This is a genomic window from Proteus hauseri (assembly GCF_040139125.1).
GTDB classification, from domain to species: domain Bacteria; phylum Pseudomonadota; class Gammaproteobacteria; order Enterobacterales; family Enterobacteriaceae; genus Proteus; species Proteus hauseri_B.
Window position 1 is genome coordinate 1 of sequence record NZ_JBEEUB010000007.1, and the last position, 12,997, is coordinate 12,997.

The 12,997-nt window shown below is 37.8% G+C and carries 9 protein-coding genes and 1 pseudogene; 4 read left to right on the forward strand and 6 right to left on the reverse strand.

Annotated elements, in window-relative coordinates:
- Positions 1–168: 168 nt before the first annotated feature.
- Entirely contained in the window at positions 169–717 is a 549-nt protein-coding gene (gene idi / locus ABN099_RS12265) for an isopentenyl-diphosphate Delta-isomerase (protein ID WP_432807512.1), read from the reverse strand.
- 124 nt (positions 718–841) lie between these two features.
- Positions 842–1,465 (reverse strand): annotated as a pseudogene (locus ABN099_RS12270) (epoxyqueuosine reductase QueH); the annotation flags it as partial.
- A 276-nt stretch (positions 1,466–1,741) separates the two neighbouring features.
- Between ABN099_RS12270 and ABN099_RS12275 the strand changes: the two are divergent.
- Positions 1,742–2,845 carry a glycerol dehydrogenase gene (locus ABN099_RS12275; protein ID WP_349464093.1) on the forward strand — a complete coding sequence of 368 codons (1,104 nt, stop codon included), beginning with the start codon at positions 1,742–1,744 and terminating at the stop codon, positions 2,843–2,845.
- Between the two features lie 54 nt (positions 2,846–2,899).
- Here ABN099_RS12275 and metA read toward each other — a convergent pair whose 3' ends face one another.
- Positions 2,900–3,829 carry a homoserine O-acetyltransferase MetA gene (gene metA / locus ABN099_RS12280; RefSeq protein ID WP_349464095.1) on the reverse strand — a complete coding sequence of 310 codons (930 nt, stop codon included), beginning with the start codon at positions 3,827–3,829 and terminating at the stop codon, positions 2,900–2,902.
- 339 nt (positions 3,830–4,168) lie between these two features.
- Between metA and aceB the strand changes: the two genes are divergently transcribed.
- The 3 genes from aceB to aceK all read left to right on the forward strand — a co-directional run bounded on the left by aceB (position 4,169) and on the right by aceK (position 8,931).
- A complete protein-coding gene (gene aceB, locus ABN099_RS12285) occupies positions 4,169–5,761 on the forward strand; it encodes a malate synthase A (protein WP_349464096.1) in 1,593 nt (530 codons plus the stop codon).
- 67 nt (positions 5,762–5,828) lie between these two features.
- Entirely contained in the window at positions 5,829–7,136 is a 1,308-nt protein-coding gene (gene aceA, locus ABN099_RS12290; protein WP_349464097.1) for an isocitrate lyase, read from the forward strand.
- Positions 7,137–7,212: 76 nt separating this feature from the next.
- Positions 7,213–8,931, forward strand: coding sequence for a bifunctional isocitrate dehydrogenase kinase/phosphatase (gene aceK, locus ABN099_RS12295; protein ID WP_349464098.1), 1,719 nt, complete (start codon positions 7,213–7,215; stop codon positions 8,929–8,931).
- Positions 8,932–9,055: 124 nt separating this feature from the next.
- Here the strand turns inward: aceK and ABN099_RS12300 are convergent, their stop codons facing one another.
- From ABN099_RS12300 to iclR, 3 genes are all read right to left on the reverse strand, one after another.
- Positions 9,056–9,697 (reverse strand): bifunctional 4-hydroxy-2-oxoglutarate aldolase/2-dehydro-3-deoxy-phosphogluconate aldolase, encoded by a 642-nt coding sequence (locus ABN099_RS12300; protein WP_349464354.1) that lies wholly within the window; start codon positions 9,695–9,697, stop codon positions 9,056–9,058.
- Between the two features lie 69 nt (positions 9,698–9,766).
- Entirely contained in the window at positions 9,767–11,623 is a 1,857-nt protein-coding gene (gene edd / locus ABN099_RS12305) for a phosphogluconate dehydratase (RefSeq protein WP_349464099.1), read from the reverse strand.
- Positions 11,624–11,953: 330 nt separating this feature from the next.
- Positions 11,954–12,790 (reverse strand): glyoxylate bypass operon transcriptional repressor IclR, encoded by an 837-nt coding sequence (gene iclR / locus ABN099_RS12310; RefSeq protein WP_349464101.1) that lies wholly within the window; start codon positions 12,788–12,790, stop codon positions 11,954–11,956.
- Positions 12,791–12,997 lie beyond the last annotated feature (207 nt).

The following is a 12,997-nucleotide window of genomic DNA, read 5'->3' on the forward strand; positions in this document are numbered from 1 at the left end:
GCGCCGATGGTAGTGTGGGGTCTCCCCATGTGAGAGTAGGGAACTGCCAGGCATTAAATAAGACGAGAAAGCCAACCCACTGGGTTGGCTTTTTTGCGTTTGGAATTTAGTATTTTTAGAGAATATTAGAGCATTTTTACTGTCAAAAAATTATATAAAGAATAAGACTTAAATAATTCCTTTACTCCAACGTGTAAATTGACTAATTCCCATATGCTTTAATATATAGCAAAACCATACGCTATAATGAGATGGATTATCTTCAATATCTTGATAAAGCGAGTCGAGAGATATCCAACGATAGTCCATAACTTCATCTGGGTTGCATTGCGGTAACTGATCACTGAAACCAAGATACAGATGATCAAACTCATGCTCTATCAGATTATCTGTCACTTTTTCATTATAGAGAATTGTGCCAATGGTCTGCATTTTGTCACATTGCATTCCTAATTCTTCATCTAAGCGACGATGAATTGCCTGTGAAAGTAACTCATTAGGGCGTGGATGGCTACAACATGTATTTGCCCACAAACTTCCTGAGTGATATTTAACAGCAGCTCTTTGTTGGATTAATAGTTGATGTTTTGAATTAAAAATAAAAATTGAAAAAGCTCGATGTAAGGCGCCTATAATATGAGCTTCTAATTTAGGCATTGTACCTAGCTCATTATCATTTATATCTACAAGAACGACAGCGTCTTCCACAAAAATCACCTTAGTAAAATAATATGTAGTTATAGCGGAAATATAGCATGTCTGTATATCAAATAACGATTTATTCTGTCGCGTTTTTTAGGACATCACAATTTTATGATGCCCTATTTTTATATTGTCACCTTTATGGCGTATAATATTGCACACCGATCTTAATCAGCTCTCGACCTTGAGATTTGCGGTATTTATTTGTATCCCGCAATGAATAAATACAGCCACAATATTCTTGTTGATAGAACTTTTCACGCTTACTAATTTCTATCATTCGAGCTGAGCCACCTTTTTTGCGCCAGTTATAGTCCCAATAAGTTATATTTGGATAAACTGATGCCGCTCTTTTTCCACATTCATTTATTTGATTCATATCTTTCCAACGAGAGATACCTAATGAGCTTGAAATAATGGAAAAGCCATTTTCAGCAGCATAAAGCGCGGTTCTCTCAAAACGCATATCAAAACACATCGTACAGCGTATTCCTCGTTCGGGCTCTTTTTCCATTCCTTTGGCTCGTTCAAACCAATTATCAGTATCATAATCTGCATCGATAAAAGGAATATTATGCTTTTCCGCAAAGCGGATATTCTCTTCTTTACGAATTAAATACTCTTTCTGAGGATGAATATTAGGATTATAAAAAAAGACAGTATATTCAATGCCTGAAGCCTGTAATGCTTCCATTACTTCACCAGAGCAAGGTGCACAACATGAATGTAATAATAATTTAGTTTCATTTGCAGGTAATGTTAGTTTTTATCTTATAAGTGTCATCAATATTCCTAGGCTGTTTCTAGATAAACTTATTATTTTTCATTATAAGTAAAAGTGCGTAATTTTTCTGACAATTTATTTTTAATTAAATGAAATCAACTCATTGTTTTATTTAAGTTAAATTTAAATGATAATAATGATTAGATTGATAATATCTATCAGAGAGTTTACTAGATTCATATTCTGATGAGAGGTAAGATGAAATACTAATTCTGCTGCTATTTGTAGCAAAATCTAAAATAAAGGAATTTAGTTATGTCGTCTATATTACCTCGTTCTGTAACCTCTCCAAAAAAATTCTTTATTGGTAGCCAACTACTTGCTTCTGTTGGTAAATACGTTAAAGATTTTGGTAATAGTGCTTTTATTATTAGTGATGAGTTTTTCTTAGACAAAGTAAATAAAGAAGCTATTCCTTCTCTAAAAGAGAATGAAATATCTGCCCTTGTTGAAAAATTTAATTACGAATGTACAGAAGCTGAAGTTAATCGCCTTGGTAAAATTGCGGTTGAGAATAAAGCGAATGTTATTATTGGTATTGGTGGCGGTAAGACATTAGATGTGTCTAAAGCTGTTGCGTATTACCAACATATTCCTGTTATTTTATTCCCAACAATTGCCTCAACAGATGCGCCTTGTACGGCTCTTTCTGTTCTTTATAAAGAAAATGGCGAATTTGATAAGTACCTATTCTTACCACAAAACCCAGATGTTGTTATTGCAGACACAGCGATCATTGCCTCTGCACCACAACGCTTTTTCTCTGCGGGAGTCGGTGATGCGTTAGCGACCTATTTTGAAGCACGTGCTTGTTATCAAGCTGATGGCTTAAACTTAGTTAACCAACGCCCATCACGTACAGGTCTTGGACTTGCACAGCTATGCTTTGAAGTATTAAGTGAAAATATTGATAAAGCAATGGATGCCATTCGCCATAAAATTACAACACCGGCACTAGAAGAAACCATTGAAGCTACCATCTACCTTAGTGGTGTTGGTGCAGAAGCGGGTGGTTTAGCTGCTGCACACGCAGTTAATAATGGTATGTCTGCGGTTGAATCATTGCATCGCGTTCAGCATGGCGAAAAAGTTGTTTTCGGTTTATTAACTCAGTTAGTACTGGAAAATGCACCGCAAGAAGAGATTGATGAAGTTATCCGTATTATTAAAGCGGCTGAATTACCATTAACACTAGAAGATATGGGCATGGAAACGTTCATTGAGAGTGAATGGCGCATGGTAGCGAAAATTGCTTGTGCAGAAGGTGATACTATGGGGAATATGCCAATGAAAATCACTGAAAATGATGTTTATAATGCAATGATTGCAGCTAATGCTCTAGCCCATCGTTATAAATAATATCAGATAAATATATTGTGATATCAAACCCCAAAGTTGTTTTGGGGTTTTTGTTTATTCTAGTGTTGGTTTCATTTCAGCAAGATCAAACGGCGTTATTTGATAAACGTAGTAATTTAGCCAGTTTGCAAATAGTAAATGCCCGTGGCTACGCCATGATGCAATGGGTTTTTTATCTGGATTATTATTAGGAAAATAGTTTTCAGGTAACTGAGGAGCAAGTCCTGCTTTTACATCTCGATGATATTCATCTGCTAATGTATTTGGATCATATTCAGGATGCCCGGTAGCAAATACAACCCTTTTATCTTTCGAAGCAAATAAATAAGCACCAGCATCTTCAGATGTTGCTAGGATTTCTAAATCAGTATTTTGCTTAATATAATCTATTGGAAATCCAGCATAGCGAGAATGAGGTGCAAAGAATGTCTCATCAAAGCCACGAGTTAATAAAGCAAACGGAGAGCATGTTGTATGGCTATATACTCCTGATATTTTTTCTTTTAAGGTATACTTAGGTAGATCATATAAAATATTAAGCCCCGCTTGAGCAGCCCAACAAATAAAGAGTGTTGATGTTACATGCTCTTTAGCCCAATTAATTACCTCACTAATTTCATTCCAATACGCAACATCTTCAAATTCAACTAATCCTAATGGTGCACCAGTCACAATAAGACCGTCAAAATTTTGCGTTTTAATTTGGTCAAAATCGCAATAGAAAGTATCAAGGTGCTCTACTGGTGTATTTTTAGGAACACGGTCGTCGATACGCAATAATTGAATATCTATTTGAAGAGGGCTGTTAGAGAGCAAGCGTAGAAATTGATTTTCTGTTTCTATTTTCTTCGGCATTAAGTTAAGTAACAGCACTTTTAACGGGCGAATATCTTGAATACTTGCTCGACTGGATGGCATCACAAAAACATTCTCTTTTTGTAAAAAGCTCACGGCTGGGAGTTCATCAGGTACTCTAATTGGCATTTCTACAACCTCTACTAAAACATCTGGACATCTAGAAGCCTAAATTTAGCTAATAACCTTTGGAATGTCGAGGTCTTCATATTGTTAATGAAGAATATTCATATAAGTAAAAGCTATATAGATAAAACCCGCAATCCAAATAATCTTTCGTTGATTAATATTTGATCTATTCAGGGTTCCTCTGGTTATTACTGCAAGACTTAAATTTGTACAATAAAAAAACGTCTATGTAATCACATTGTTAAAAAATATTTAAATAAAAATGGAATTCATTTTTGATTTTTGTAAAAACTGCATTAATCTTAATCAGGTGTGTAAAAGATTTTAGGGGAATACAGAATGGCACAAATGTTAACAACAGAAGAATTAAACTTTACTCAATCTTTTGGTAAACAAGAAACTATTATTATAAATCATGATGTTAGGTCTTTTTTGACAGACTTGGTGAATCATTTTTCTGGAAGAAGAGACATTTTATTAAAGGAAAGAAATAATTGGAAATATAAAATTGATAATGGTTCGCTTCCTAATTTTATTTCGGAATCTAATTCCATTATTAATTCAGAGTGGAAAGTAAACCCAATTCCCAATGATTTACAAGACCGGCGTGTAGAGATAACTGGACCCGTTGAACGCAAAATGGTGATTAATGCATTAAATGCTAATGTAAAAGTTTTTATGGCTGATTTTGAAGACTCACTAGCGCCGACATGGGAAAAAGTTATTGATGGGCAAATTAATCTACGAGATGCAGTTAAAGGCACGATTTCTTATACCAATGAACAAGGTAAATGCTATCAGTTAAAAGATTCTCCAGCCGTACTTATTGCTCGTGTAAGAGGATTACATTTACCAGAGAAACACGTGTTATGGCAAAACGAGCCAATCGCTGGTTGTCTGTTTGATTTTGCACTCTATTTTTACCATAACTACAAAGCCTTATTAGCAAAAGGAAGTGGTCCCTATTTTTACATTCCTAAATTGCAAACATGGCAAGAAGCTAAGTGGTGGAGTGATGTTTTTCATTTCGCAGAAAAACGTTTTGGTTTACCGATAGGTACCATTAAAGCAACGGTTTTAATTGAAACGCTACCTGCTGTTTTTCAAATGGAAGAGATCTTATTCCATATGAAAGAACATATTGTAGGTCTTAATTGTGGTCGTTGGGATTATATCTTTAGTTATATCAAAACATTAAAAAATTACCCAGATCGTGTATTGCCAGATAGACAAGGTATCACGATGACTCAACCATTTTTAAGTGCTTACTCTCGCCTATTAATTCAAACCTGTCATAAACGTGGAGCCTTTGCAATGGGAGGAATGTCGGCATTTATTCCAAGCCGAGATCCTGAACAAAATGGCGCTATCTTACAAAAGGTTTATGACGATAAAGAACTTGAAGCGAGTAATGGACATGATGGTACATGGATTGCTCATCCAGGACTTGCAGAAACAGTTTTAGCGGCTTTTGATGCAGTATTAGGCGATCGTCAAAATCAGTTAGATGTACAGCGCAATGACAACATTACGGCTGAAATGCTGTTAGCACCTTGTACTGGCGAAAGAACAGAAAAAGGTATGAGAGCGAATATTCGTGTTGCTGTGCAATATATCGAAGCTTGGATCTCAGGAAATGGCTGTGTGCCTATTTATGGCTTAATGGAAGATGCCGCTACTGCTGAGATATCACGAACCTCAATTTGGCAATGGATCCGCCATCAAAAAACCTTGTCTGATGGACAAGTCGTTACAAAAGATCTATTTCGCAAAATGTTAAAAGAAGAACTAGATGTAATTTGCCAAGAGCTAGGTGAAGAACGCTTCTTGTCAGGTCGTTTTAAAGAAGCTGCTGTATTGATGGACAACATCACAACCCAAGATGAACTGGTCGATTTTCTGACCTTACCGGGTTACCAACTTTTAAATTAAAAAAGATACGTAAACGTATTTATAAACTGCAAACACTATCACTACCGTATTTATAGGAGCTGTTTTTATGACTATTAGTAGATCAGAGCAAATCGCCCAATTAGAGAAAGAGTGGGAACAACCTCGCTGGAAAGGAATTACTCGACCTTATAGCGCTGAAGATGTGATTAAATTAAGAGGCTCGGTTAACCCAGAACATACCTTAGCAAGACGTGGCGCACAAAGGCTTTGGTCATCATTGAATGGAAAATCTAAAAAAGGCTATGTCAACGCACTTGGTGCACTAACTGGCGGACAAGCATTACAGCAAGCAAAAGCTGGATTAGAAGCGGTTTATCTTTCTGGTTGGCAAGTAGCCGCTGATGCAAATACTGCTGCAAGTATGTATCCAGACCAATCTTTATACCCAGTAGATTCTGTACCCAATGTTGTACAGCGTATTAATAATACCTTTAGACGAGCAGATCAAATTCAGTGGTCCAATGGTATTGGTCCGCAACATAAAGATTATATTGATTTCTTTTTACCTATTGTTGCTGATGCAGAAGCTGGCTTTGGTGGTGTGCTTAACGCGTTTGAACTAATGAAAGCGATGATTGAAGCCGGTGCCGCAGGCGTTCACTTTGAAGATCAGCTCGCGGCAGTAAAAAAATGTGGTCATATGGGGGGGAAAGTTTTAGTTCCGACTCAAGAGGCGGTACAAAAATTAGTTGCTGCAAGATTAGCCGCTGATGTCTCTGATGTGCCCACTTTATTAGTTGCAAGAACAGATGCTGATGCTGCCGATTTATTAACATCCGATTGTGATCCTTACGATAGCGCTTTCTTAACAGGGAAACGAACCTCAGAAGGTTTCTTCTGCACTCACGCTGGTATTGATCAAGCGATTAGTCGTGGTCTTGCTTACGCCCCTTATGCCGATTTAGTGTGGTGCGAAACATCAACACCCGATCTGAAAATGGCAGCTAAATTTGCTGAAGCTATTCACGATAAATATCCCGGTAAAATGTTGGCTTACAACTGCTCTCCTTCATTCAATTGGAAAAAGAATTTAGATGATCGCACCATTGCTCATTTCCAAGAAGCGCTCTCTGCGATGGGCTATAAATTCCAATTTATTACCTTAGCCGGTATTCATAGTATGTGGTTCAACATGTTTGATTTGGCACATGATTATGCTCAAGGTGAAGGGATGAAGCACTATGTAGAAAAAGTGCAGGAAAAAGAGTTCGCCTCACAATCTAAAGGTTATACCTTCGCCTCTCACCAGCAAGAAGTTGGTACAGGCTATTTCGACAAAGTTACTACGATTATTCAAGGCGGAACATCTTCAGTAACAGCATTAACAGGCTCTACCGAAGAAGAACAATTTTAGTCTTAGGAATGTGTAGTTATACCTTTTGTGGTGATAATTAAGGAGCAGGATGCTCCTCTTTTTATGAGATTATTTAATGACATCAGAAGATTTGATTGCTCAAACTATTTTACAAGGCTTTGATGCACAATATGGTCGTTTTCTTGAAATAACGGCGGGTGCTCAATATCGTTTTGAGCAAGCAGATTGGTATGGTGTACAACTTGCAATGAAAGAACGTATTCGTTTATACGATAACCATGTTGGTTTAGTTGTGGAGCAATTAAAATGTATTCGACAGGATATTGATAAAGACACGCTTTTTCTGCAAGAAGTTAAAGAGCATTACACTCAACTGTTGCCCAATTATCCCCGTTTTGAAATTGCAGAAAGCTTTTTTAATTCAGTCTATTGTCGTTTATTTCATCACCGTGAGTTGAATAAAAAAAATCTTTTTGTTTTTTCTTCTCAACCAGCGTATCGGTTTACCCATTCTCCAAGGCCCTTATCAAAACAGTTTGTGATACAAACTGATTTATCAACATTATTGCAAGATATTGTCTCGCGCTTACCTTTGCGTCTACCTTGGCAAAATAGAACTCGAGATATCCACGCTATTTGCCAATCACTTAATACTCAATTTTCAGAACAACAGTTAAAAAGTGCAACGTTTCAAATCGCTAATGAGCTTTTTTATCGGAACAAAGCAGCGTGGTTGATTGGTAAAATTATTATTGATGGAAACTACTCGCCATTCTTATTACCTATTCATAATGTTGAACAACAACTCGTTATTGATACCTGTTTAACCACCGCAGATGAAGCCAGTATTGTGTTCGGATTTGCTCGCTCATATTTTATGGTTTATGCCCCATTTCCCTCTGCGCTGGTGGCATGGTTGCGAGATATTTTACCGGGTAAATCTATTGCAGAACTTTATATGTCTATTGGTTGCCAAAAGCATGGTAAAACGGAGTATTACCGTGAATATCTAGCTTTTATGAATTTCTCATCAGAGCAATTTATAGAAGCGCCGGGAGTAAAAGGTATGGTGATGTTAGTATTTACCTTACCAACTTATGATCGTGTTTTTAAAATTATAAAAGATAAGTTTGCCCCGCAAAAAACTATCACTGCAGAGCGAGTCAAAGAGTGCTATCAATTAGTTAAAGAGCATGATCGTGTAGGGCGAATGGCAGATACGCAAGAATTTGAGAATTTTATTATTGAGAAAAAACGGATCAGCCCTGAATTAATGACGATCTTTCAACAAGAGATCCCCAATAAGTTAGAAGATCTTGGTGATAAATTACTGATCCGACATTTATATATGGAAAGGCGCATGACGCCATTAAATATCTATATGGAACAGTGTAATGATAACCAACTTAAAGCGGTGGTTGATGATTATGGTCAGGCATTAAAAGAGCTTATTGCTGCAAATATTTTTCCTGGTGATATGTTATTTAAAAACTTTGGTGTTACTCGTCACCATCGCGTTATTTTTTATGACTATGATGAAATTAGTTATATGACAGATATGAATTTCAGAGCTATTCCACCTGCTCGTTATCCAGAGGATGAATTGGCTAGTGAACCTTGGTATAGCGTGGCGCTAAATGATGTATTTCCTGAAGAATTTCGTTATTTCTTATGTAGTGATAAACAAGTCTGTCGCTATTTTGAAGAGCGTCACAAAGATCTCTTATCTGCCGAATATTGGCAGCAGCAACAGCAAAGAATTAAAGAAGGTTATATTGAGGATGTTTATGCCTATTCACAAACTAAACGATTTAATTGTAATTATAGTGAATAGCTTAAGATTCAAAAATAAAAACAGGTGCAAAGGGTGCACCTGCTTTTTTATAAAATAGTTATTACTTAATAACGTAAAGCGGTTTCTCGTACTACTGAGTAACCAAACAAGTGAATAAAAAATATTAACGTTGAGCGCCAGCAACCGCTTCTTTTGCCAACTCAGTGATACGCTGATAATCGCCCGCTTTTACTGCATCGTTAGGTACTAACCATGACCCACCAATACAAAGTACACTTTCAAGAGCAAGATAGTTACGGTAGTTTTCTGGTGAAATACCGCCTGTTGGACAAAAGCGAATTTGAGAGAATGGTCCAGCGATAGCTTTTAATGCTTTAACACCGCCATTCGCTTCAGCAGGGAAGAATTTAAACTCTTTTAAACCGTAGCTAATACCTAGCATTAATTCAGAAACCGTCGAAACACCCGGAATTAACGGAATAGCGCCTGCAACTGCCGCTTTTAATAATGCTTCAGTTAAACCAGGGCTGATTGCAAATTGTGCTCCAGCTTCAGTGATTTGAGCCAATTGCTGAGGATTGATAACAGTACCAGCACCAACAATAGCGTCAGGGACTTCTTTAGCAATACGTCGGATTGCTTCAATGGCACACTCTGTACGTAGTGTGACTTCTAATACTCTTACACCACCCGCGACAAGTGCTTTAGCAACAGGCACTGCATCTTCAATATTATTAATTACAATAACAGGAACAACAGGACCTGATTTCAGTACAGACTCTGCACTTGTATTCCAATGATTCATCATTTGTATTCCCTAATTATAGAGTGAAAAGCGAACGCTATTCATTCGCTCTTAGTTAGTCGTTAGGCATTAAAAATCGATACAGCAAGCGCCTTGCTCTGCACCTGATAAATGGCGACGTAAGTTAACAAACAACTCACGACCACAGCCAATATTATTAGTACTAAGATCAACGTTAACCTCTGGGCGTGAATTAAGCTCTTGATAATCTACAAGAAGTGTTAATTCACCCGTTTTACCATTAACTCGGATAATATCGCCATCACATATTTTTGCTAATAATCCGCCATTAACGGCTTCTGGTGTGACATGAATTGCTGCAGGTACTTTTCCTGAAGCCCCTGAAAGACGCCCATCAGTAACTAATGCAACTTTATAGCCTTTATCCATTAATACTCCTAATGGCGGCATCAATTTATGCAACTCAGGCATACCATTAGCTTGTGGACCTTGGTAGCGAACGACCACCACACAGTCTTTGTTTAATTCACCAGCTTCAAATTTTGCAGCAATATCATGTTGACTATTAAACACCACCGCGGGTGCTTCGATTATTTTATTCTCTTCTGGTACTGCGGAGGTTTTCATTACCGCACGACCTAAATTACCTTGCATTACCTGAGTGCCACCATGAGGTGAAAACGGTGTATTGATATCAGCAATGACATTTTTATCTAAAGAGCTTATTGCGCCTTCTCGCCAAGCTAGTTTACCATTATTTAACCATGGCTCTTGGGTATAACGTTCAAGACCAAAGCCCGCAACGGTATTTACATCACGGTGGATTAAGCCTTTTTTCAGTAATTCGCGAATAATTAATGCAATGCCGCCTGACGCTTGAAATTGGTTAATATCAGCAGGACCATTAGGATAAATTCTAGCGATTAATGGAATAACTTGGGAGAGTTCAGAAAAATCATCCCAATTAATAATAATGCCTGCAGCTCTTGCCATTGCAACTAAGTGCATCGTGAGATTGGTAGAACCTCCTGTTGAAAGTAACGCGATAATGCCGTTCACAATCACTTTTTCATCAACAAGATGACCAATAGGTAAATAGTTCCCTGAATTCTCTGTTAAACGAACAATTTGGTGCGCTGCGGCTTCAGTTAACGCATCACGCAAAGGTGTATCAGGATGAACAAAAGAAGCGCCCGGTAAATGCAAGCCCATCATCTCCATCACCATTTGGTTAGAGTTAGCGGTGCCATAAAAAGTACAAGTGCCAATGCTATGGTAAGATGCTGCCTCTGCTTCTAACAATGCATCTCGGTCTACCTTGCCTTCGGCATAAAGTTGTCGAATACGCACTTTTTCTTTATTAGGTAAACCACTAGTCATTGGACCCGCTGGAATAAAAATAGCAGGAAGATGACCAAAAGAGAGTGCTGCCATAGCCAAACCGGGAACGATTTTATCGCAGATCCCCAAATAAAGAGCACCATCAAACATATTATGAGATAAGCCAATTGCTGCTGACATGGCTATTACATCGCGACTTAATAGCGATAACTCCATTCCATCTTGACCTTGCGTTACGCCATCGCACATAGCTGGTACACCACCAGCAACCTGACCTACAGCACCAACGGTATGCAATGCTGATTTGATTTGTTGAGGATAAGATTCGTAAGGCTTATGTGCTGAAAGCATATCATTGTAGGAAGTGATAATAGCGATATCATTATGAACCATGTTTTTCAGACGATTTTTATCTTCACTCTGACAAGCCGCAAAACCGTGAGCCAAATTACCGCAAGCGAGTTGAGCACGATGTACGGTCTGGCTTTTTGCTGCTGCAATTTTTTGTAGATATGCATGACGAGTAGGTTGTGAGCGCGCAATGATACGCTCTGTAACTTGTTTTACGGTTTCATTCAGCGGTGCAAAATCGGCATGAAAATTATCTTGGTTTTTCTGGCTCATAGTGATGCTTCCTTTGTTTACACAAGGGAGATGAGCTTATTGATATTTCTCCAACTCATCTTTTGAAACCCTAGCTACAATATTTGTTACCGGTAACATTGTTACGGGTAACAAATAGAGTTGCAATACTATTGACAGTGCAAACGTAACATCTGTGATCAACATCAATTTTTTAAAGCTGAAACGTAACAGTTCTTCAACATTCAATAAAAATTGGCTGATGAATACTTAAAGTGAGTAAATAACGAGAAATAAATAAGGGCAAAAATAGTTTGCAGCATACCTTCCTTACTATTTTTATCGCTATGATAATAAGGAAGGCAATCAATATCAGTCTGTTATACCGCCATATTCACGGCTTATCTGTTTTGCTGCTTTAATAACAAGTGCACCCAATTCAGTAATACGAGAGTCTGTCATGCGCGAGACTGGACCAGAAAGTGAAATTGCAGCAAAAGGCTGGTGGTGTTCATCATAAATGCAGGCTCCAATACAACGCAAACCTAACGCATGTTCTTCATCATCAAAAGAGAAACCTTGTTTGCGAGCTTGTTCTAAATTTTCTTTCAATGATGACGGCAAGGTTCTCGTGTGAGGGGTATAAGCCACCAACCCTTTTTTCTGTAGTAATGGCAGTAATTTATTTTCTGGCAAGGTTGAAAGAAAAGCCTTACCAGCACCGGAGGCGTGCATAGGCAATTTTCCGCCAATAGGTGCAGACATCCGCATTAACGCATTGCACTGTACTTGGTCTACAATAACAGCATCGAATTCAATTTGATCAAGAATTGCCAAATTAACGGTTTCGCCCGAATCTTCCATTAATTGGCGTAAAATAGGGTGTACCATCACGAGCAGGTTCCGAGTTTGCAGAAAACTACTACCGACAATAAAAGCGTGTGTGCCTACAACCCAAAGCCCTAAATCACCTACTTGGCGTACAAAACCGTGTTGTTGAAGTGTGGTTAATAAGCGATGCGTTGTTGAGTTAGGTAACCCAGCTTGGAAAGCAAGATCAGTTAGTGCAATACCGCCCGGAGATTCGGAAATATATTCCAATAATGTCAATCCACGGCTTAATGATTGAACGGGTCCTCCTTGTGCAGTACTTTGAGTAGCAGCTGTTTTCGTCTTACGAACTTTTTTATTTGTAGGGGAAACTGTCATGCATACACTCCAGAAATGCTGTCCATATTAATACCTATTATGAACTATATAGCGTAATAAAACTCCTCTGATCTGTGCACTTTTCAAAACAAAATGTGTGATAAGAAACATTTATGTAATGGGCTTATCGTTAAGTGAAAATCTCTCATCTTTGTCTTCGAAATCTTTATAAAAAGATATGGTAGGATAAAAAAACAACTAAAAGCG